The sequence below is a fragment of the Thermodesulfobacterium thermophilum DSM 1276 genome (assembly GCF_000421605.1).
Classification (GTDB): Bacteria; Desulfobacterota; Thermodesulfobacteria; order Thermodesulfobacteriales; family Thermodesulfobacteriaceae; genus Thermodesulfobacterium; species Thermodesulfobacterium thermophilum.
In genome coordinates this window covers 18,047-38,993 of record NZ_ATXI01000016.1, presented here as the reverse complement: position 1 = coordinate 38,993, position 20,947 = coordinate 18,047, and the positions used below count along the sequence as shown (strand labels likewise).

General features: G+C 38.1%; 20 protein-coding genes. 5 read left to right on the top strand and 15 right to left on the bottom strand.

The window, feature by feature from the left end:
• Positions 1-29: 29 nt before the first annotated feature.
• A complete protein-coding gene (locus H529_RS12015) occupies positions 30-470 on the bottom strand; it encodes a hypothetical protein (RefSeq protein WP_245540280.1) in 441 nt (146 codons plus the stop codon).
• A 12-nt stretch (positions 471-482) separates the two neighbouring features.
• On the opposite strand from H529_RS12015, the gene H529_RS12010 reads away from it, so the two are divergent.
• Both H529_RS12010 and H529_RS12005 read left to right on the top strand, forming a co-directional pair.
• Complete coding sequence (locus H529_RS12010) at positions 483-626, top strand: IS110 family transposase (RefSeq protein WP_245540279.1); 144 nt, start codon at positions 483-485, stop codon at positions 624-626.
• 47 nt (positions 627-673) lie between these two features.
• On the top strand, positions 674-946 hold the full coding sequence (locus tag H529_RS12005) for a hypothetical protein (protein ID WP_022855965.1): 273 nt from the start codon (positions 674-676) through the stop codon (positions 944-946).
• 71 nt (positions 947-1,017) lie between these two features.
• On the opposite strand, the gene H529_RS0107805 is transcribed toward H529_RS12005, so the two are convergent.
• From H529_RS0107805 to H529_RS0107790, 4 genes are all read right to left on the bottom strand, one after another.
• Positions 1,018-2,226: a glycosyltransferase gene (locus tag H529_RS0107805; RefSeq protein WP_022855964.1), complete on the bottom strand. Its 1,209-nt coding sequence runs from the start codon at positions 2,224-2,226 to the stop codon at positions 1,018-1,020.
• Positions 2,223-2,849 (bottom strand): DUF5752 family protein, encoded by a 627-nt coding sequence (locus H529_RS0107800; protein WP_022855963.1) that lies wholly within the window; start codon positions 2,847-2,849, stop codon positions 2,223-2,225. The genes H529_RS0107805 and H529_RS0107800 overlap by 4 nt, the downstream gene beginning before the upstream one ends.
• Positions 2,842-5,049 (bottom strand): bifunctional alpha,alpha-trehalose-phosphate synthase (UDP-forming)/trehalose-phosphatase, encoded by a 2,208-nt coding sequence (locus tag H529_RS0107795; protein ID WP_022855962.1) that lies wholly within the window; start codon positions 5,047-5,049, stop codon positions 2,842-2,844. The genes H529_RS0107800 and H529_RS0107795 overlap by 8 nt, the downstream gene beginning before the upstream one ends.
• Before the next feature lie 134 nt (positions 5,050-5,183).
• Positions 5,184-5,948 carry a hypothetical protein gene (locus H529_RS0107790; protein WP_022855961.1) on the bottom strand — a complete coding sequence of 255 codons (765 nt, stop codon included), beginning with the start codon at positions 5,946-5,948 and terminating at the stop codon, positions 5,184-5,186.
• A 233-nt stretch (positions 5,949-6,181) separates the two neighbouring features.
• On the opposite strand from H529_RS0107790, the gene H529_RS0107785 reads away from it, so the two are divergent.
• Genes H529_RS0107785 through H529_RS0107775 form a run of 3 tightly spaced genes read left to right on the top strand, consistent with a single transcriptional unit; the run spans position 6,182 to position 9,159 of the window.
• Positions 6,182-6,844 (top strand): lytic transglycosylase domain-containing protein, encoded by a 663-nt coding sequence (locus tag H529_RS0107785; RefSeq protein ID WP_022855960.1) that lies wholly within the window; start codon positions 6,182-6,184, stop codon positions 6,842-6,844.
• 23 nt (positions 6,845-6,867) lie between these two features.
• Positions 6,868-8,562 carry an indolepyruvate ferredoxin oxidoreductase subunit alpha gene (gene iorA, locus H529_RS10615; protein ID WP_022855959.1) on the top strand — a complete coding sequence of 565 codons (1,695 nt, stop codon included), beginning with the start codon at positions 6,868-6,870 and terminating at the stop codon, positions 8,560-8,562.
• Positions 8,563-8,565: 3 nt separating this feature from the next.
• The gene (locus tag H529_RS0107775; protein WP_022855958.1) at positions 8,566-9,159 is read left to right on the top strand and encodes an indolepyruvate oxidoreductase subunit beta; all 594 of its coding nucleotides are present in this window, start codon (positions 8,566-8,568) and stop codon (positions 9,157-9,159) included.
• Here H529_RS0107775 and H529_RS0107770 read toward each other — a convergent pair.
• The 10 genes from H529_RS0107770 to folD all read right to left on the bottom strand — a co-directional run bounded on the left by H529_RS0107770 (position 9,127) and on the right by folD (position 20,941).
• Complete coding sequence (locus tag H529_RS0107770; RefSeq protein WP_022855957.1) at positions 9,127-9,939, bottom strand: TrmH family RNA methyltransferase; 813 nt, start codon at positions 9,937-9,939, stop codon at positions 9,127-9,129. The two genes, H529_RS0107775 and H529_RS0107770, sit on opposite strands and share 33 nt — an antisense overlap.
• A gap of 5 nt (positions 9,940-9,944) precedes the next feature.
• Positions 9,945-10,736 (bottom strand): GTP cyclohydrolase FolE2, encoded by a 792-nt coding sequence (gene folE2, locus H529_RS0107765; RefSeq protein ID WP_022855956.1) that lies wholly within the window; start codon positions 10,734-10,736, stop codon positions 9,945-9,947.
• The gene (locus H529_RS0107760) at positions 10,736-11,632 is read right to left on the bottom strand and encodes a dihydropteroate synthase (protein WP_022855955.1); all 897 of its coding nucleotides are present in this window, start codon (positions 11,630-11,632) and stop codon (positions 10,736-10,738) included. Before H529_RS0107760 ends, folE2 begins: the two co-directional genes overlap by 1 nt.
• A 31-nt stretch (positions 11,633-11,663) precedes the next feature.
• Positions 11,664-13,022: an acetyl-CoA decarbonylase/synthase complex subunit gamma gene (gene acsC / locus H529_RS0107755; protein WP_022855954.1), complete on the bottom strand. Its 1,359-nt coding sequence runs from the start codon at positions 13,020-13,022 to the stop codon at positions 11,664-11,666.
• A 38-nt stretch (positions 13,023-13,060) separates the two neighbouring features.
• A complete protein-coding gene (acsB, locus tag H529_RS0107750; protein WP_022855953.1) occupies positions 13,061-15,277 on the bottom strand; it encodes an acetyl-CoA decarbonylase/synthase complex subunit alpha/beta in 2,217 nt (738 codons plus the stop codon).
• Positions 15,278-15,287: 10 nt separating this feature from the next.
• On the bottom strand, positions 15,288-17,480 hold the full coding sequence (locus H529_RS11485) for an acetyl-CoA decarbonylase/synthase complex subunit delta (protein WP_022855952.1): 2,193 nt from the start codon (positions 17,478-17,480) through the stop codon (positions 15,288-15,290).
• Positions 17,481-17,494: 14 nt separating this feature from the next.
• Positions 17,495-18,163 (bottom strand): methylenetetrahydrofolate reductase C-terminal domain-containing protein, encoded by a 669-nt coding sequence (locus tag H529_RS0107735; RefSeq protein ID WP_022855951.1) that lies wholly within the window; start codon positions 18,161-18,163, stop codon positions 17,495-17,497.
• A 13-nt stretch (positions 18,164-18,176) separates the two neighbouring features.
• Positions 18,177-18,512, bottom strand: coding sequence for a hydrogenase iron-sulfur subunit (locus tag H529_RS0107730; RefSeq protein ID WP_022855950.1), 336 nt, complete (start codon positions 18,510-18,512; stop codon positions 18,177-18,179).
• Between the two features lie 15 nt (positions 18,513-18,527).
• Complete coding sequence (locus H529_RS0107725) at positions 18,528-19,940, bottom strand: 4Fe-4S binding protein (RefSeq protein ID WP_022855949.1); 1,413 nt, start codon at positions 19,938-19,940, stop codon at positions 18,528-18,530.
• 95 nt (positions 19,941-20,035) lie between these two features.
• On the bottom strand, positions 20,036-20,941 hold the full coding sequence (folD, locus tag H529_RS0107720) for a bifunctional methylenetetrahydrofolate dehydrogenase/methenyltetrahydrofolate cyclohydrolase FolD (RefSeq protein ID WP_022855948.1): 906 nt from the start codon (positions 20,939-20,941) through the stop codon (positions 20,036-20,038).
• Between the last annotated feature and the right edge of the window lie 6 nt (positions 20,942-20,947).

Here is a 20,947-nt window from a genome sequence, read left to right as displayed (position 1 = left end):
AAAAACCACTTCCTTTAATTAAGTCTGCTTTATACGAATTGAGGCAAATGTTTGTAAAGAGATTTTATAAGGAGACACAATTCTCTTGACAAGTGTCCCCACCAGATCATCACCTGAGAAACCTCTCTCGTCTCATCCAAAAACTCAAAAAAGAACTCTCTGAAGCTAAAACACAAATCAAATACGCTCTCTCTGTGCTCTTCCCCGAAGCTGAAAAACATTTCAACATCTTTACCCTCTCCTTCCTTAACATCCTCCTTAACTTCCCAGGAGCCCACTATCTCAAAAAAGCCTCTCCCAAAGACCTCTCCAATATCATCAACGCCTCCCCAAAAGGTAGAACCCCTTCCTTCTCCCCTGAAGACATTATAAACCTTGCTAAAAACTCTATCGGTATCCACAACCCCTATCTTTCTCAAACCCTCATCTTCTACATCGAAAAGTGTCTCTTCCTTGAACCAAGAATCCAAAAACTCGAAAATATGCTCCTTGAAGAAATAGATCACGACCAAAACCAACAAATAAAGCTTATCTCCTCGATCAAAAGCATATCTCCAAAACTTGCAGCCCATTTTCTCGCTGAAGTAAAAGACGTTCTTAGATTTTCCAGTGCAAAAAACTTATAAAATATGCTGGCACAGACCCAGTAATAAAACAGTCTGGCAAGTTTAGGGTGAATAAACACATATCCAAGCAAGGAAGTCCTTGGCTTAAAAACATCCTTTTTCAGATGGCAGTAGGAGTAGTAACCTGGGAACCTTATTTCAGAGAGTATTTTTTGCGCAAAAAGAAGGAATTTAAGAGCTATAAAAAGGCGATGGTAGCAGTAATAAACAAGCTTATCAGGGTGATTTATGGCATTTGCAAAAATGGGACTTATTTTAATCTAAGTTTGAGTTCTTATTCCCAAGGTTATGTTTCTATTTGTGAGGTATCTCATGCTTAAAACCTATTTACTGATAGTTGACTCCTTATGAAATTTAGTTTTTTAAGAGAAAAAAGCAAGATTGACGATTTTTAGGACTTTGAGTTTAAAATTTTAGAAATAATTAGAAAATAATCCTTTAAATGGCGAATGATTAAAAACCTATGTTTTACTCTTTCTTTACCATAATATCCCATTTCTTTTCTAAAATATTCATTAGCAAGAAGTTGTTTTATTCGCATTGCTAATCCTTCTACACTGTTTATTAAATATCCAGTGATACCGTGTATTATTTGTCTTTTTATCCCACCCACATTGGATCCAATAACTGGTTTTTCTTTCCACATTGCTTCTGAAACAACAAGCCCAAAACCCTCTTTTAAAGATTTTTGAACAACAACTGTTGCTCCTCTTTGAAAGGCATTTACTTCTCTATAACTATCAGGTGGGAGATTTAAAACAAACACCTCTTTATCATCTGAAGTAAGGTTTAAAAGTTCCTTATACACTTCCTCTCCTTCTGGATCATCTTCTGCGAAAGAACCTACAAAAGCAAGTTGACAATCGTATTTTTTTCTTACAATTCTAAAAGCTGATAATACTCCAAAGGGATCTTTTAATCTGTCAAAACGAGAAACCTGAAGAATAAGAGGTTTTTCTGGATCTATCCCAAATTTGGTTAAAGTTTGAAAAATTTCTTCTTGAGACAATTCTATGTTTTTAGGATGCAACGGATCTATTGAAGGAGAAATTATATAAGTAGGAATTTCTATCCTTTCATAAACAAATTCAGGCATATGAAAAATACAAACATCATAAGCGTTTAAAAAATTTTCAAGAAAGTTCCAAGCATTGGGATCAGGACTCGAAGTATCTATGTGGCATCTCCAGATCCATTTTTGCCCTGGCAATTTTTTAATCACAAGACCCATAGGTTGAGGATCATGAATGAAAACTACATCATAGTTTTCTGTGTCTATTTCTTTAAAATTTTCATAAGTTATTTTTAAATAATGAACAATCTCTTCACTCCTGATTTTTTCACCATATCCTAAGTGAAGTAGGTTGTGAAGTTTTTTGGTAAAAGAAAAAAATTTTTTGTCTCCCTTAAACACCTTCCAGTCTGTTTTAACTCCAAGTGCATTCATAAGAGGAACCATTCTGTGTAAAATTTCAGCAACACCACCACCTTTATAAGTAGAGTTAACATGAAGGACTTTTACCCCATTCAGTTTCTTACTTAAAATAAACAACTCTTCGATCGTTTCTTCGCCTACAAAGGGTATGTATTCCTCAATCATTCCTTTTCTTCCAAAATTTTTATTATCTTATTTTTTATCTTATACAGATTCATACTATAAACATCTAATTTAGTTATTTTTTCTGCTTTTTTAGCTTCTCCTAAATTGGTAAGCCAGGCAGAATAGTCATTTATAAGAGTTTTGTTTTCTATTCTTGAAGTTACAAGATGATAAAAAACAGAATTTATGCTTGATTTTTTAATCCCCTCTAAAAACTTATCTAAGTTATTAGCAACATCTACACTCTCTATGATTTCTCTTTCAGCTTTGCTAAAATAAAAAGCTTCTTGTCCACTTTTATCTTCAGTTGGGTTGTAATTTTCTTCAAGAGTTTGAACAAGAACATTCCTCAGTTCTTCTAAATCATAGTATTCTAAGGGATCAATTACAGAGAGTTTTTCTGCAAGTAAAAAATGACCGTTTTTATATAACCAGTAAGAAAAACTATTGTTGTAAAATGTAGGTAAATTGTGATAGTTAAAAATGTTTATGTATAGGTGATAAAAAATAGAAAACTCATCAACTATTTTAAGTGCCTCTATAAACTCCTTTATAGAATAAACCTTTATTCCTGTATACTGAGGAACCCAAAACTCAGATTTAAAAATAAAAGGCTTATTCACTGGTTACCAAAGCATTTAATAATTTTCTTACTTTTGAATAAGATTCTACACTGTATTTAGCAAAAGACTTTCCAATTCCCACTCTTATGGTGATAGCATTTTCAGGAAGATCTCTAAATAAATCTTCATCTGTGGTATCATCTCCTACTGCAAGAATAAAATCGTAGTTTTTTTCCTTTAAAAATACGTTAGCAGCTATTCCCTTGTTTATTCCTGCAGGTCTTATTTCAATCACTTTATTTCCTCTTATTAAATTAAGATTTAAGTTACTTGTTACTATCAGGAGTTCGTCAATTAGTTCTGCTACTCTTAAACTTGCTAATTCTTGATCTGCATTTCTGTAATGAAAAACTATAGAAAATTCTTTCTCTTCAATAAAAGATCTTGGTAATCGATCTACATAAGTTTCCAGAATGTTTTTAATCTTTTCTTTGAAGTCTCTTACGAATTCTTTAGGAAAATGTAAAAGCGTTTCCCAGTCCTTGTTATATTTTTTTATAAACATTCCATGCTCAGAAATAAAGTTAAGCCTTATTCCGTCAAACCAGTTTACTAAATCCTCTTTTTTTCTTCCAGAGATAATTACTACATCAGTATTAGGAATATTAGAAAGTGCTTTTAAAAGATTTTTTAACTCCTCATCTGGGGAAGCTAAATAAGGTTTACTTACCAAAGGAACTAAGGTTCCATCATAGTCCAAAAAAAGTATTCGAGAAGACGCTTTTTCGAAAGATTTTTTAATTTGGTTTATTATTTCGGTAGTTAATAACTTGGTTTTTAAAGCTATTTTTCTTTCTTTTACATCTGTTAGAGTATAGAAAAAGTCTTTTCCCCACTTCACTATGTCGTACCTTTTTAACCTTTCTTGCATTATTCTAATTCTTTCTCTTTGTTCTTCTTCTGAAATTTCAAGAGCGTTTTCTATGGCATAAGAAAGTTCACGGATAGAATTTGGATTTACGATAAAGGCTTCCCCCAACTCCTTTGCAGATCCTGCAAATTCTGAAAGAATTAGAACACCTCTTTGGTCTTTTCTTGAAGCTATAAACTCTTTAGCAATAAGGTTCATACCATCCTTTAAAGGCGTAACAAGTATTACATCAACTGCTAAGTAATGAGCAACAAGCTCCTCAAAGTTAAGAAATCTATAGTAATACAAAACCGGAATCCAATCTATCTTGCCAAATTTTCCGTTTATCTCACTTATTTTTTCTTCTAATTGTTTTTTCATTCTTTGATAATGTTCTACTCCCTCTCTTGAGGGAACAACAACCATAATTAAAACAACTTTTTCGTGAAGATCAGGTCTTCTTTCTAAAAGTTCTTCATAAGCCAAAAGACGATTGTAGATTCCTTTAGTATAATCAAGCCTATCTACTGAAAATACTATCTTCTGATTTTTAAATCGTTTTTTGATTTTGTTAACTAATTTTTTAATTTTTACTTTCTCGCAGGCATTATGGAATAAATCAAAATCGATTCCCATAGGGAAGGTCTCTACTTTAATAATCCTATTCTGATACACGATCTCTCCCATCTTATGATCTAAGCCCAGCATACAAGAAATGGTTCTTAAAAAATTAGCAGTGTACTCATAAGTATGAAAACCTATTAAATCACAACCCAAAAGACCTTCTAAAATTTCTTTTCTCCATGGAAGCTGCATAAAAATCTCAGGGGGAGGAAAGGGAATGTGCAAGAAAAAGCCTATTAAGGCATTGGGAGCTTTCTTTTTTAACATTTGAGGCAGAAGCATAAGATGATAATCGTGTATCCATACTACTGAATCTTCAGTAACATGTTTTAGAGTTTCTTCACAAAATATTTCATTTACAACGATATAATTTTTCCAATAGTTTTCATCATATACCGCGTAACTGGGAAGACTGTGAAATAGAGGCCAAAGTATTTTGTTACAAAAACCATTGTAAAATTTTTCTAACAATTTATGAGAAATAAAAACAGGATAGCAATTAAGTTTTTTAGCCTTAGTTTTTACTAACTCAAAATTTTTTTTATTCAAATTGGCTCCTGGCCATCCAATCCATACATAATTTTCAATCCCAGATTTTTTTAAAAAAGTCTCAATCCCAGAAACTAAACCCCCAGGACTTTTAGAAAGACTTAAGTCAGATTTTACAGAAAAAGGCAAACGATTAGATACTATTATTAATTTTTCGGATTTTTTAAAAAATTCCATAAGATTTAGAAAACTTTTGAAATTTTTTGTTAAAATTTAACATAACATATAAAAATAATATTGTCAAGTTTATTTAATTTCCCTAAATTGCCGATAAAAATTTATAATCATCCATGATCTCCCCACGTGTTAGATCAAAAATGGATGTCCCCGAAATTGTAATTTGTTAGATCATTTTTCTGTCCCCGAACATCTCTCCTTTTTAATTTACCTCCAAGTAATTGAGCAAGCAATTCATCAAGCCTCCTCTTCAATCCAACAAGTGATAATCCCTCATAACTCTTCCTCAAAGCTTCCTTTACTTCCTCCGACACAACTGAAATCTCCATTAGCCTCTGGTATGGTGTTTTCGCTTGATCATAAATCTTCTTGATTACCCTACCCCTCTTGTCTATTACCTTATACTTCACCTTATCCCCTCCCTTCTGCTCCACATGGGCATTATCGTTTTTCTTGTAAGGCCTTGAACGAAATACCTTGATCCCATTATCAGATAGAGCCTTCTCAAACAAAACCCTTAAAATGCTCTTATCGTTGCCCTGATGATATTGTTCCACCGGAAAGAAAATCCTTTGATGGGCTATCTTATCAATAAGTTTCATGCTCTCAAGATTTTTTCCAAAGCCACAGGCCCTAACCGCCCCTACTTTTTTAGCATACTTCCCAAAATCAGCGGATATCGGAACTTGATGATAGATGAAGGCTTGCCCTTTGTATCTTTTTCTGAAGGTAGGCTTTTTAAATTTGATGATGATCCTCTTTAGAGTCCCAAAGGAGAGTCCCTTAGTTTCGTTGATTATTTCAAGATCGTAGTGTTTTAAGAGGCCTTCTTTTAAGAGGATATCAATGGTTGACGGTAATACGGGATGGAGTCTTTCAGCGCAGGGACAAAGAAGCATTTTTCAGGTGATTTTTACGATTTCGTAGTGGAGGACGTGATATTTACGGGGTCTACCTCTTTTGGGAGGAGAGTAAGTGGAGCATTCCTGTTCCATTAAAGGATGTAATTTCAGGGAGGAATTTTAACTTCAGGGACAGATTTTTGATCTAACAATCTTTATTTCAGGGGCATTTTTATGATCTAATACGGGCCTTGACGGACTTATTTATCTTATGTTATAATTTAACAATTATGAGAAAAAGAGAAATTTTATTACTTTCAGCAATTAACTCCAAATTTTTTTTCTTAAAATTACTAATTTTCTTTCATTTCCTTTCTTCCTGTGCTCAAGCACATATCTACAGGTGTGAAAATCCTGAGACAGGTGAGATTTTCTTTAGTAATCAAAAGCTAAATGTTTCCTACTGCCAACTTTATATTAAAGAAAAACCCAAAAACTTAAACTTTAAATCCTTAGGAGCTAAGTTCCCTTATTCTGCCAATTATGCCAAACTACCGGGAGAATACGAAAGCTGGTTTGAAAAGGTAGCTCAGGCATTTTCTCTTGACCCTGCACTTCTTAAAGCAATTGCCAAGGTTGAATCTTCTTTTAACCCAAGGGCTGTTTCTCCCAAAGGGGCTATGGGTATTATGCAACTTATGCCTCAAACCGCAAGGTTGGTAGGGGTTGAAGACCCTTATCATCCCTTAGAAAACCTTAAAGGTGGAGCTAAATACCTAAGGATGCTTATAGATGAGTTTCAGGATCTAAGTTTAGCACTTGCAGCTTACAATGCCGGTCCTGAAAAAGTAAAAATCTATAGGGGAATACCTCCTTATCCAGAAACCCAAAGTTATGTAAAAAACGTATTATACTACTATTCTATTTTTAAAAACAAAACACTAAATAATTAAAAGTTTAATTTTTGGAGGGTCTTATGCATCCTATCTTAAAAGGCGATAACTGTAAAAAATTTCTGTTGGGTAATGAAGCAATTGTTCGAGGGGCTGTAGAAAGTCGTGTCCAGGTTGGTGCTGCCTATCCTGGGACTCCTTCGTCTGAGATAGGAAACAACCTTTTTCAGATGCAAAAGGATTTGTCTGGCCTTTATTTTGAATTTGCTGTAAACGAAAAAGTGGCTATGGAAATCGTTGGGGCTGCTTCTGCCTGCGGACTACGATCTATTACTTGTATGAAACATGTAGGGTTAAACGTGGCAAGCGATGCTTTTATGTCTCTTGCCTATGTAGGGGTGGAAGGAGGGTTGGTGGTGGTTACCGCAGATGATCCTTCTTGTCATTCCAGCCAAAACGAACAAGACAACCGTTATTATGCTAAGCTTGCTCAAGTGCCTATGCTTGAGGCTTTTGACCCTCATACTGCTTATGTCCTTACCAAAGAAGCTTTTTCCCTTTCAGAAAAGTTTAAACTACCTGTGCTTTTGAGAACTACTACCAGGGTATCTCATGCCAGAGGTGTGGTAGAGGTAGGAGCTATCCCTTTTGATTTTTATACAACCTTTAAAAAAGGATTCTTTAAAAAAGACCCCTTTAGGTTTGTACCTGTCCCTGCTGTTGCCAGAAAACAACATAAACTCCTTTTAGAAAAATTAGAAGAACTTCAAAACTTAGCCAGCTCGTTTAATTTTAACCAGTTTATACCCAAGGGGAAATTAGGGATCTGTGCCTCTGGGGTTGCGGTAAATTACGTAATAGATGCCCTCGAAGATTTGGGTCTACAGGATGAGGTTTCTTTACTTATCCTTACGTTTACCCATCCTTTCCCAGAAAAGTTAGCTTTAGAATTCCTTTCTCAAGTGGAAACCTGTGTGGTGGTAGAAGAGCTTGAGCCCTATTTAGAAGAAAACTTGAGAGCTCTTGCTTATACTCATGGTCTTAAAACCAAGATTTTAGGTAAAAAAGAAAAGCTTTTACCCAGGTATTTTGAGTTTACCCCTACCCAAGTAAAGGAGGCTTTAGCTAATGCCTTCAACCTAAAAAGGTTTACCGTTGAAGTTCCTCCTTTCGATTTTTCGGACAAACTTCCGGCAAGACCTCCGGTTCTTTGCCAGGGATGTCCTCACAGAGAAACTTATAAACTCATAAAAGAAGTTTTACAAGAGATGGGAATAGAGGAACGGACTATTTATCCTACAGACATAGGGTGTTATACCTTAGGGATTCAACCCCCATTAAATATGGCAGACTATTTGCTTTGTATGGGTTCGAGTGTGGGAACTCCTTGTGGTTTTGATGTAGCTACAGACCAAAGGGTGGTGGCTTTTATCGGAGATTCAACTTTCTTTCATGCAGGGCTTTCTCCTCTGGTCAACGCTAAGTTTAACAAACATAATTTTACGCTGGTGGTCCTTGACAATGACACCACTGCCATGACTGGACATCAACCTGTGCCTTCTCAAACGATAAAATCACCTATCATCCAGGACCATCCAACCATACCTATACAAAAAATAGTTGAGGCCCTTGATATCCCTTATGTGGTAATAAACCCTTACAAAAAAGAAGAGGCTAAAGAACTTATTCAGCCTTTACTTGAAAAACAGGAGCTTTCGGTAATCATCGCTAAAGCTCCTTGTATCTTATATAAAACTAAATCTCAAAAAGGGAGTTAGACCATGAAAAAGATAAAAGGGTTAGTGGTAGGTGTAGGAGGACAGGGTATCATCCTTTTTACCAGAGTGTTAGGAGAGGCCTGCCTTAAGGCTGACATTCCTGTTATCGTTTCTGAAGTCCATGGGATGGCACAGAGAGGAGGTGTGGTAGAAAGCTCTATTTGCCTTTTTGGCAAAAGTCCTTACACCTCAGAAGGAGAAGCAGATTTTATAGTAGCCTTTGAACCTGCTGAAGCCTTAAGGTTTGTTAAAAGGGCTAAAAAAGAAACTAAATTTATAATAAGTAAAGACCCTATATTACCCTTTGCTGTAAAAGAGGGATCGGCTAACTATCCTGATTTGAACCCCTTTTTTGAAGAAATGACTTCTTACTTCAATCAAGTTTTTTTGGTGCCTGGAGAAGAGTTAGCCAAAGAAGCTGGGTCTGTCAAAGCGCTAAATATGGTAATGTTAGGTGCAGCAACTGCTCTTGAGATATTTCCTTTAAACAGAGAGGCTCTTGTTGAGGCTATGCTTGAACTTTTACCTGAAAAACTTCATCAGGTAAACTTAAAGGCCTTTGATTTAGGGTTTAACTACATTAAGTCTATCCTTTAGCCATTGATAGAGGACTATACCTGCTGCTACTGCTACGTTTAGAGATTCTAATTTGCCTACGATAGGGATGGTTAGCCTATAGTTTGAGGCTGCCATCCCCTCTTTAGAAAGTCCTTTTGCCTCGTTTCCAAACAAAAGGGCTGTTTTTGGAGGAAAAGAAAAGGAAAAAAGGTCCTCACCTCCCTTAACCACCGTAGCCGTTAGTCTAAAACCTCTTTTTTTTAGGTCCTCAGCAAGTTCTATAAATTTTTCAACCTTTATCAGAGGAACATTTAGGACAGCTCCAGCACTTGCCCTAACGGCCTTTGGAGAAAAAGGGTCTGCCGTACCCCTGGTATAAAACACACAAGCCACCCCAACCGCTGCTGCCGTCCTTATTATTGCCCCTACATTAGAAGGATCCTGTATTTCTTCAAGCACTACCACACAACAAGGGGTACTCTCTAACCTCTCTGATAAGTCCTCAAAAATAGGAATTTTAACGACCGCTAAAACTCCTTGAGGGGTCTCTGAGACAACCAATTCTTTAAAAAGAGTTTCTTCTAAGACTAAGATCGGAATTTCTGCCTCTTCTGCCTTTTTTAACAAAGGCTCAAGTTTGGGAAGACTTCTCTTTTCCAGAACCACCCAGAGTACTTTGTCTCTTTCCTGGTCTAAAAGTTCTCTAACAAAAGAAACTCCTTCTACCAGAAAGGCCTGATGTTGTTTTCTGCCTTTAGTTTCTTTAAGAGCTTTAAGAAATTTAAAAGTGGGGTTTGACCTTGAAGAGATAATTTTCATAGGTTTTATGAACCAATTTTGGTTCTTTCGATACAGGCATAGGCGTTGTGGGCATGGATAGACTCAAAGTTTTCTACCTCTACGAAAAACCATTTCACCTCAGGATGTTCCCAGAGCCGTTTGGCTATCCCTCTGACTACATCCTCTACAAAACGCGGGTTTTGATAGGCGAACTCAGTAACAAACTTTTCGTCTGGTCTTTTCAAAAGGGAATAAACCGGGCTTGAGGCAGAAGCTTCTGCAATCTCTATCAGCTCTTCCAACCAGATAAACTCCTTAAACCGTACCTTAAGGGTAATCAAGCTTCTTTGGTTATGGGCTGAAAACTGACTGATAGATTTAGAACAAGGACAAAGGGTCATCACCGGTACCTTGGCCCCAATCACCAGGTCCTTTTTGCCTTCGGAATAGGAAGCCAACAAAATCCCCTGGTATTCTATCAGAGAAGAAATCTGGGTAACAGGTGCCTTTTTTTGCAAAAAATAAGGGAAAAACATCTCTAAGTGTGCACTTTTGGCTGAAAGTCTTTGAGCAAGTTTTTTTAAAAGTTTGATTACGTTTTTTACGTGAATCTCCCCTTTAAACTCGTTTATCACCTCTATAAACCGGCTCATATGAGTACCTTTGAACTTAGAAGGTAGGTCTACATAAAGATTGAGCTCTGCTACCGTATGCTGCAATCCCTTTTCTCTGTCAAGGACTGTGACAGGATATTTAAATCCCTTGATACCTACTTTATCTATGTCTATTTTCTCTTCAGGTGGCAGACTTTGGACGTCAAGAAGTTCTGGTTTCATCAGAGTTCTAACCAAAACTCCGAAAAGATGGTTTTACCAAGAAGCACCTGCGTAGTTTTATAAATTTCCATTTCCTTGGGGGTTAAATCCTTAGGGGCCATTTCTTCTCCATCCATAATCCTTCCTACCAGGTTTACCCAATCTGGATGCAAGCCTTTAGCTATCTCTACCAGCTCTCTATCATAGACATTAAGGATGGCTGCATAAAGATCATACTTCATAAGCATCATAAGAAGCACTCGGTTAAGGTAAGGTCTTAGTTTAGGGTTAATTCCGTTAGAAACGTTAGAAAGTCCTACTATGCTTTTGGCCCCTGGAGCAAGGTCTTGAAGCATCGAAAGAAAATTTAAAGCCTCAACTATTTGGTCTGCCCCTAAGGTAATAGGGGTGATGATTGGGTCTACCCAGATTTTTTCATTAGGGATCCCTGCCTCGTTGAGTTTCATGATAAGGTCTACGGCTAAAGAGGCCCTTTCGTTTGCATCTCTTGGTAATCCTTCGTCTCCCCATAAAAGAGCTACAACCTCACATCCAGCCTCTGCCGCAAGAGGGATGAGTTTTTCCATCCTTTCTTTTTGGGCAGAAATAGAATTCATCAAAAACCTCTGTGGTTTTTTCGAAACCTTAAGTCCTGCAGCCATAGCCTCTTCATTGGTAGTATCTAAGGATACAGGAAGGTCCACCTCAGACTCAACCAAGCTTACTATCCAAACCGCAAGGTCCTTCCCATCCTTTTTAGCTGGTCCTATGTTAAGGTCTAAATAGTCAGCTCCTAACTCCTTTTGCTCTCTTGCCATCCTTTTTATTGGTTCTGGGTCTCTTGCCTTTATAGCCGGGCCTATGGTTTTAGACATCACATTTATGCTTTCACCTACACAAACTACTTTTTCCTTCATCTTTCCTCCTCAGCGATTAACCTAAAAATTTTTAAGGCTTTAATCTTTTAGCCAATTCTCTTAGGGCTACAGGAAGCCCGTTTGCTTCTCTTGGCCCTATCACTACCTCCCAACCTCCGAGCTCCTCCTCAAGCTCTCCCTTGATGATAGCCACATAACCTGGTATCATCAATGTTCTGTGTTTTATCTTTTCAGCAATACCTGTTTTTTTAACAAACTCTGCGATGTTATCGGCGTTAAACTTACCTGCAGCCCAGGCGGTAAGAACTGAGAGCCCGTCTGTATCCTTTATCAAAAGCCAGCAAGGCACTCTACTTCCTTCTATTTCCCCAGATACGATAAAATATGTCAAGGCAAAGTTACAGGTCACCACTACTGGGGAATACTCATCCGGCCCGTTTATAGGATAAATCCCTTCGTCTACTACCAAAGGTTTTTGTGGGTCTGAATAAAGATTAAACCTTTCCAATACTAATGGAAACAAAAGCTCTGGCTTCAGGTCTGAAACCAAGATAATACTTGCATACTTTGCTACATAGATGCTGGCTAAAAGATATTCCTCAACCAGGTCTTCTGTATATCTATCCATAAAGGTTATCACCGGAAACCCAAAGGGTTTAAAGCGTTTTTTCACAGCTGCTCGTCTTATGATTACTAAATCTTCAAAAAGCTCCTTGGGATGAAGGGCTCCACTATCTAAAACCAGATCTTTCAATCCTTGGTTAATTAAGCCTTCAACCAACCGCACCAACTCCCCTAAAGTCACCGCAGAAGCTACTAAAGGCACCTTTTTTTCTGTAGCCAAACTGACAAAAGAAGATAGATCCTCTGCTTGTCCTGGATAAACAAGTGGAACTGAAGGGGTACACACCTCTATAGCGTTTTTAATTAAAGATAAGTCTGAAGAGGCTAAAACTATCGCTACCTCAGGCAAGTTTTGCCTTACTTTTTTTACCAAACTAATAAACCTTTCTTTATCTCCCTCGTCTTTGATGCAAACTATTTCAGGTTTTAGGACATTGCCTACCCTTTCCCACTTTAAGGTTTGGTAGGCTCTAATTCTTCTTAAAATCTCTTCTTCTCCCATCGAGGTTTTTAGATAGGTTCCGATAAGAGGAAGATTTTCAAACTTTTTTTCATGTCTAAAAAGGACGGTTTCTCCTCCTAACTTATAAGAAGCCTCTGGAGTTCCTATCACTACCGTTCTTATAGGTGGAGCGGTAGCCTCAGATATCTCTTCCTTAACCTTAGGGTCTACGTAAGGACACTTATCTATCTCTACCTGTCCTGCAGCTACCTTCATCGCAAAGGCAAGACAGGTAGGGAAACCACATTCTTTACAGTTTTTCTTAGGAAGAAGTTTCATGATTTGAATACCGGTGAGTGCCATCTAAACTACCCCTTTAAAGGTTGCTTATCTCTTTGTCATCACATCAGAGGAGGAAGGGTTAAAACAGGATGGTTAACCCTTTCTACCCATTTTTTTATCTCTTCCTCTGTGTTAGCTATCGTTTCGTCTGCTATCTTTTCTATCAAATCAGGAACTCCTAACTTTTCTGCCATGATTTTTAGTTTATCCTTAAGTTCCTCTTTTAAACTTTTAGGCATCCACACAAGCCTTTTTATCCCACCTTCAGCCATCAAAAACTTAGGAGATACGATATAATGTTTAGCCACCCCTAAAAATCCTGGTGTTTGTACCCCACCACCTACCATTCCTGCCATGGTAGAAAACTTCATGCCTGTAGGGGTAAGGCCTGTATAATCCCGGTTAACCACCATAACCCCGTTCACCTCGGGAAGTACCGCAGCAATACACTCAAAACATCCACAGGCAGTCATAGGGTCTTTCATAATACTATAAAGCGCCACTTTCTCTATTTTTCCACGGGAAGCCTCTTTGACAAACTCGTTTACCCCTGAAAAATATCCAAGAACCGGGTCTAAGCATTCTCCTTTAGGAATAGGTTGGTTGGGACCTGTGGGATTGATCTCATAACCCGCCTTTCCGTCAAGCCAGTTATAAGCCCCACACATACCCACCCTTTCAGGGGTTATCACACACACATGAGATGGAGCAAAACTCTGACATAACGTACAGGAATAAAACACATCCACCTTTTCGTCAACCAACCCTGAAAGTCTCTCATCTCTACCCCGATAAACCTCCTTAGCCTGCTCTAGCACATTTTTAACCTCAGATTCTTGGGTGTAGATTTTTACCTGCAATTTATCTACTATGGCACTAAACTTTTCCTTTATCTTGGCATATAGGATTAATCCTAAATGTTTAAACGTAAACCCTTTTTCTACAGCTTGCTTAGATATCCGAAGCCACATCAGATTTCTTTGGCCTACATGCATAATCCCCTGGGCATAGTTTATAAAATAGTGAAACTGTCTCTCTATGATAGGCTCAAAATCTTCTTGCATGTTAGCCCCGGCTACTTCAACCACCACCGCTAAAGGCAATCTATAAGGAGGGCCTTTTTCTTCAAGTTTTTTTAGGTCTGGGATATCTGGACCAAATACCTCGATCTTTCCGTCTTCTATTTCGTCTAAAGGCCTTGAAACCAGCAACTCAACCCCTAAGGTCCTTCCTCCTCCACATTCAAGATAGAGGTCTTCCTTTCTAACCCTTTCTCCCTCAAAAGAAGCGGCATAAGCTACAGGAATGTCAAGCTTAACCGAGGTGATCTTAAGCCCTCTTACCTCTAAAGCTGTATCTACCATCCTGTCAAGGGGCACTTTTGAGACAAGATGTTCATAAAGACATACCCCTGGCACCTTTATTTCAGGAAGTTCTACATCGGTTATCACTGGACATCCCCAGTTAAAGACCCCAAGTGCGGTTGCTGCAACCTCTAAAGAAGGAGCACCAAAGGACAACGCAAAAGCAAAGGTTCTGTTCTTATTATAAAGAAGGTTCTTAGGCCCTTCTCCTGGCTTTACCCCTCCAAAAGACATAGCCACTCTACAAGCAAACCCTATGGCAAAGGCTACTGAGGTTACCTCTGGCCCAAAGGGCACCAGTCGAGTGGACCAGCCAAGCTGAACCCCTTGTTGCAAAAGACTTTCTGCCAAACTCACCCCTTGCCCTGTTCCATGCAAAAACACATACAGATTTTTTTCTTGAAGGTCTCTTATTATGTTGATTGCACTTTCTATATCTTCAGGAGTCCCAAGAATAGCCGCAAAACCAGGAGCAGTTCCATCTACAAACTCAACCCCTCTTTTCCTAAAAACAACATCATCTGCCGCCCCAAGCCAAAGCTTCCCTTCCCCTGGGTCTTCTGAATAACAATAAAAGTCCGGCTGTTTTAGATATCTAATAGCCTCGATAATTTCTTCAGAAAAAAGCGCAACCAACCCTGCATCTAAGGCCTTGCCCCAGTAAAAAAATTCAGAAGAAGTCTCCTTAGGTAAAAGCTTCTTTATTTCTTCTAAAACCTCTCCACAATCCCCCAGTTTTTTAACCGGATAACCTAAGATAGCATAGATTATGGGTAAAAAATAAGCAGTATTCGGGAAACCTATGGGTTTTTCTTTACCAAAGGTTTTTACCGCCTGTTCATATTCCTCTAACGCCCTCTCAAAAAGTAAATAGGAACCTTTTATACCCAACTCACAGACTATTTTAGACATTACTTACCTCTTACGGTTTTTGTTCACTTGAAGTCCATAAAAGATTTAATACCCTTTTAGTCAACTCTAAGGACTTAGGATGCCTGAGAATAAACAATTCGCCTCCTGCTAACGCAAGGGACACGGCAGTAATAACCTCCATCATAACCCCTCTCATCTCAGCCTCTCCCATGAATTCATCAGAAGGAAGACTGGTTTCTTTAGTCTTCCAGACCTCTCTACCTACGTTGCAGATAAAGGGATTTTGCAGTTTTACGTCGTTAGAATAAAGGGCTGCAAGCCTTATCCTTTCCATCACAGAATAGGTATATTCAAGTCCATACCCAAGGGCACCTACTGAAGGGTCCATGATAATCTTTTCTAAAGGCACTCCAAGATTTTCAAGCAAAATGTTTAGCTGTTTAGCTATGTTAACGTCTATAGGGCTTTGAGCTATCACAGGCAGTTGATAACCTAAGGCTACTGCCCCTAAAGTACGGTAGTTATCTTCAACTATAGGGCCAAAAAGGATGTTATCATCCTTAATTACCTCAGCCACCTCTCTAAGCACCTCGGTGTCTTTTTCGGCGTTATCACACCCCCATATGATCAAAGGCACATCTACCGCTTTTTTAACCTTTTCTATAACCCTTTTGGCATGGTCTGCCCCTAAATTTAAATAGTTCGGGTCTATCCCTAACAAATAAACAGCGATCGCCTCAGCCCCATACTCTTCTACACATTTTTTAGCCCAGGACCCAGGGTCATCCCACACATCTTTAAAATATTTAGCAAGCACCTCTGGAAAATCCTCAGGAACAACGTCTAACACCTCCATCGCTATCCTTAAAGGTTGACCTAAACTACCCTCAAAACTGTGAAAGGGTAAGGCCTCAGCACCTCCAACTTTTAACGCTTTATCGCCTTTTCCAAAAACAACCTCTCTAATCCTGCCAGAAGCAGGTTCACGATAAAGGTCTTCTGGAAGACCCTTAGCCCTTTCAGATAAGCTACGATATAAAACTTTTAGCCTGGATTTTTCACCTGTCAGGCTTTCTTCTTTAGCAGGTGCCAAGGAGGATGGAGAGGTTTTTGTAAGATCCTCTACTACTGCAGTAGTTTTTTCTTTTGGTGTCTCTATCGTAATACTGACTTTTTCTGAATCTTCTTCTTTTATTTCTTTTTTTCCGGTAATTAAACTTTCAAGTCTTAAAAGATGCTCTTTTAAATTTTTTATTTCTTCTTCTAAGTGCTTTTTTTCTTGTTCTCTCAAAGAAAAGGTCTTAGTATCTTCTGGTAACAAATCTTGAGAAAATGGACGAGGATAAAAGCCAGTTTTTTTAAGAATTTCAGGAAGGTATTCTTCCCAGCCTATAGCCATAAGATGAAATCCCTTTACTCCAGGGATTTCTTTTATTTGTTCTATCAGTTCTACAGCTATTTTTATACCTTCTTCTAAAGGGTCTTTAGCCTCGCGCATTCTTTTAACCAGATCTTCAGGCACACAAGAACCTGGCAGGTGACTTTTGATGTAGTCTATCATCCGAAAAGATTTGGGAGGTACTATTCCTGCTAAGATATAGGCCTTTTCTGTAAGACCTTCGTTGTGGGCGATATACATGAACTGCTTAAACTTGGTTACATCATAAACCAGCTGAGTTTGAATAAACTCAGCCCCTGCTTTGATTTTTTTAGCAAGTCTTCTTACTCTATACTCTGAAGGGTCAGCAAAAGGATTTTCTGTTGCCCCGATAAAAAATCGAGGATTTTCTCCTTTTATCTCCTGTCCGTTTAAAAACCTCCCTTGCTTAAGTTGATTAACCATAGCCACCAGTTGCACAGAATCTAAATCAAACACAGGCTTAGCCTGAGGATGATCACCAAACGTAGGATGGTCTCCTGTGGTACAAAAAACATTTCTTATCCCTAAAGCCCAAGCCCCAAGAAGGTCAGACTGCATGGCTATGCGGTTTCTATCTCGGCAGGTCATCTGAAGGATAGGTTCTATCCCCTCTAACATAATAGCCAAACAACCAGCTAAGCTTGAAAGCCTTACCATGGCAACCTGACAGTCGGTTATGTTTGCAGCATCTACATAACCTTTAAGCACGCGGGCTTTCTTTTTTAACGGCTCAAGGCTTGCATGCTTCGGAGGTGCAAGCTCACAAGTAATGGCCATATAACCAGACTTTAAAACCCTTTCTAAATTGCTTCTAAATTTCACGCAAGCTCTCCTCTTTAAAAGGTTAAGTCTTCTCTTTGTCTTTTTCTTGGGCCTTCGCCAAAGGTTAATCTCCAATCCTTTGGACCTATTATTTCATCAAGGCTTGCAAGTTCTCCTCTTTTTTCAAGCCTGATGATAATTTCATACCAAACACAGGGTATTTCAGGGTTCACCTCACACCTTTCTGTTTGAGACCCTCCACAAGGCCCGTTTAAAAGACCTTTTGGGCACCTTGCTATAGGACAAAGACCTGCGGTTTTATCGATAAAACAATCCCCACAAGCCCGACACTTCTCCTCCCAAACACCAAATCCAACATGGGCTCCTATAAATAAAGTATCTGTTCCAGGATAAACCTTTAAATCAGGATAAAGGTCAGCTATCAAGTTTACCCCTACTCCACAAGCTAAACTGACTACCGCTTCAACCTCTTTAAGAAACTCAGGCAACACCTTCAAAGCAACAGGGTCACACTGCCTAATAAGGGTTTGTCCGAGAGCAATAAAGTTTTTCCCTTCGTTTTCTGCTATAAGGTTTAATGCCGAGACCAGCAACTTTACCTCTCGATCTCCTCCAGTTGAGCAAATCCCTGAACACCCCCTACATCCTAAAACCAGAACCTTACGAAAGTCTGCTATGTTTTGCCAAATCTTTTCTATAGGTTTTAATTCTGTAATTACCATAACCTTTTCTCCGTTAAGCTTTAAGAATCTGATCTAATAAAGTTTGACCTTTTTCTTTATTAAGATAAACCATCTCCAGTCTATATCCTTCAGCCCATTTTCCTAAATATCTTCTTACCGTAGCCATCCTTTTTTCTGCCCTTAAGTTCCCGATCCTACTTTTACACGTTCCTTTTTTACACCCTACCACAAAAACCTGCTGAAAACCCTCTTCCAAAGCTTTCAGCACCTCAAAAACAGTTAAATCTCCTGCACAATCTAAGGTCTTTAAAACTATATCTTCTCTATCCTTAATCCCATCTTCTGAACCAAGCTCTCTACAAACAAACATCAGAGTTTTTCCTTTCATCAAGCCTCCGTAACCTTAGATTACTTGAAGATAGATCGCCTCAGAAGGACACTCACCGATACAGATGCCACAACCTGTGCATTTCTTTAGGTCTACCAATATACTATTAGCCACATGGTCGATAGACATGGCTGAAAAAGGACAAATCTTTACACAATTAAAACAGTTGATACACCTTTCTCTAAAAATTTCAGCCCGTTTAACCGGAAGCATTTCAGAGGAAAAAGTGTTTTTAAACCTTTCTAACAATATTTGTTGGTAAAAAGACATGTGTTCTGAAGAAGAAAGAGACCTTCGCATTTCCATATCAAAAAGCACCCTTGGCTTTGGCTGGTGAATTCCTAAAGTCTTTCTTTTTGTTTCTATCCTCTCTATGATTTCCTGTAAAATCTGGTCGGCAAGACCTTCTTCAAATACCTTAACCTTTTCATCAAGCAATTTAAAAGGTAAAAAGTCCTTCCCTATGGCTAAAACTTCTAAACCTAAACCTGAAAAAGCAGGAACTAAAAGCCCAGGATTAACGGTTTCTAAGCTGTTTTTACTACAGTAGACCGCAACTAAAGGTATCTCTGAAAGCTCTTTAAACAACCCTCCGGCACTAAGCATCTCTAACACAACAGAAAAAATCTCAACTTCATCCCTTAAACATAAAACCGGAGGCAAACCAAAGGCTTCTAAAAATTCTCTCAGCCCTTCTCCTGCTTCTTTAATAAGGTCTAAATCTAAGGTTCCTTCATTGCTGTCTACAGTCCATATCCAGATATTTTGATGTAATAGTTTTTTAACCAAAGAAAGATATGACTCTTCTAAAGGAAGATGATTAAAAAATGCCAGTCCTTTTAGATTGCCTGCTTTAAGGTTTTCGTTGATCGGACTTAAAGAGGCCCTGAAAGTTCCTCCAAGGGCATACATCAGGTCTTCACAGGTTAAACCGTTTAAATTCCCTTTAGAAAAAAATAACTCCTTAAAGTATGACCTAAATAATGCTAAACCAAAAACATAGGTAAGAGAAAGTTTTATCAAGCTTTTAGTAAGTTCTTCTTTTTCTTCGGTTCTGAGAAACTTTTCGTAGGTCCAAACTATTTCTCTTTCTATTCCTTCAAGTAAAAGCCCTTCTTTTTTAAACTTAGATAAAACCTCATCAGAAAAAAATTTTTCAAACTCTTCTGTTAAATTTTTGGTAAAAAACAGATTGAAAAGATTTTCGATGATTTTTGCCAGTAAAATCCTTTCAGGAATGTTAGTTTCTAAGCCTAAACTTTGAGCCAAAAAAAGAAGATTTTCTGGTTTCGTTAAATTTATCGTTTTTCCTGAGGATAAAGCCTCATCTATCTTAAAAATTTCACCTTTAAACTCTAAAAGGTTTAGCCCATAATCTTTAATTAGATGCAAACCAAAGCTTTTTAGCTGATCTTTAGTACTTTCCAATGTTATCCCTCGATCGTATAAATTTCAAAAAACTATTATAACATATTTTATACTAAAAGACTATCGATAAAATCTGTTCGAGGCTTGAATTTTAGCTAAAACTGAATTTCTTCAGAAAGACCTTGGCTTGCTTTTGCAGCTTCTAACGTGTTTTTCATCAACATAGTAATCGTCATAGGACCAACTCCACCGGGAACCGGGGTAATAACCGAGGCCTTCTCTTTAACACTTTCGAAATCTACATCTCCACAAAGAATCGGTTTACCCTCAGGAGTGGTCCCAATCCTGTTAACCCCAACATCTATAACCACTACCCCTTCTTTCACCATATCCCCTGAAATAAATTTTGGTCTACCTGCTGCCACTATCAAGATATCTGCCCTTTTAGTATGAAAAGCAAGGTCTTTGGTAGCGGTATGACACACCGTTACCGTTGCGTTTCCTACAGGTTTAAGTTTCTGCATAAGAAGGAGGGCTAAGGGTTTTCCTACGATGTTACTTCTTCCTATGATAACCACCTCTTTTCCTTCTACCTCTATATCAGCTTCTTTTAAAAGAAACAGAATTCCATAGGGTGTGCATGGAATAAAGGTAGGATGTCCCATAACCAACCTTCCTAAATTAAAGGGATGGAAACCGTCGACATCCTTTTTAGGGTTGATAGCGCAGATCACCTTTTTTTCGTCTATATGTTTAGGAAGAGGTAGCTGCACCAAGATACCGTGGATGGATGGGTCCTGGTTGTATTTCTCTATAAGGTCTAAAAGGTCCTTTTCTGAGATATCCTCTGGAAGGTTTTCTTGCACCGAGTAAAAACCAAGTTCTTTAGCTACCCTTTGTTTGGATGTAACATAAGAAACAGAGGCAGGATTTTGTCCTACCAAGATGGTAACAAGACCAGGAATAAGCCCATATTGTTCCTTTAATGTTCTTACCTCTTCTTTGATTTGTTCTCTCAAGTTTTTGGCTATCTCTGACCCTTTTAATATTAACGGCTCCATAATCTC

Bases quoted from the DNA above. Each gene is read 5' to 3' on its own strand.
- H529_RS0107735 (WP_022855951.1), bottom strand. From the start codon at position 18,163: ATGGTAATTACAGAATTAAAACCTATAGAAAAGATTTGGCAAAACATA.
- H529_RS0107795 (WP_022855962.1), bottom strand. From the start codon at position 5,049: ATGGAATTTTTTAAAAAATCCGAAAAATTAATAATAGTATCTAATCGT.
- H529_RS0107760 (WP_022855955.1), bottom strand. From the start codon at position 11,632: ATGAAGGAAAAAGTAGTTTGTGTAGGTGAAAGCATAAATGTGATGTCT.
- H529_RS0107805 (WP_022855964.1), bottom strand. From the start codon at position 2,226: ATGATTGAGGAATACATACCCTTTGTAGGCGAAGAAACGATCGAAGAG.
- H529_RS0107790 (WP_022855961.1), bottom strand. From the start codon at position 5,948: ATGCTTCTTTGTCCCTGCGCTGAAAGACTCCATCCCGTATTACCGTCA.
- H529_RS0107775 (WP_022855958.1), top strand. From the start codon at position 8,566: ATGAAAAAGATAAAAGGGTTAGTGGTAGGTGTAGGAGGACAGGGTATC.
- H529_RS0107770 (WP_022855957.1), bottom strand. From the start codon at position 9,939: ATGAAAATTATCTCTTCAAGGTCAAACCCCACTTTTAAATTTCTTAAA.
- acsC (WP_022855954.1), bottom strand. From the start codon at position 13,022: ATGGCACTCACCGGTATTCAAATCATGAAACTTCTTCCTAAGAAAAAC.
- H529_RS0107730 (WP_022855950.1), bottom strand. From the start codon at position 18,512: ATGAAAGGAAAAACTCTGATGTTTGTTTGTAGAGAGCTTGGTTCAGAA.
- folE2 (WP_022855956.1), bottom strand. From the start codon at position 10,736: ATGAAACCAGAACTTCTTGACGTCCAAAGTCTGCCACCTGAAGAGAAA.
- H529_RS0107785 (WP_022855960.1), top strand. From the start codon at position 6,182: ATGAGAAAAAGAGAAATTTTATTACTTTCAGCAATTAACTCCAAATTT.
- iorA (WP_022855959.1), top strand. From the start codon at position 6,868: ATGCATCCTATCTTAAAAGGCGATAACTGTAAAAAATTTCTGTTGGGT.
- acsB (WP_022855953.1), bottom strand. From the start codon at position 15,277: ATGTCTAAAATAGTCTGTGAGTTGGGTATAAAAGGTTCCTATTTACTT.
- folD (WP_022855948.1), bottom strand. From the start codon at position 20,941: ATGGAGCCGTTAATATTAAAAGGGTCAGAGATAGCCAAAAACTTGAGA.
- H529_RS12010 (WP_245540279.1), top strand. From the start codon at position 483: ATGCTCCTTGAAGAAATAGATCACGACCAAAACCAACAAATAAAGCTT.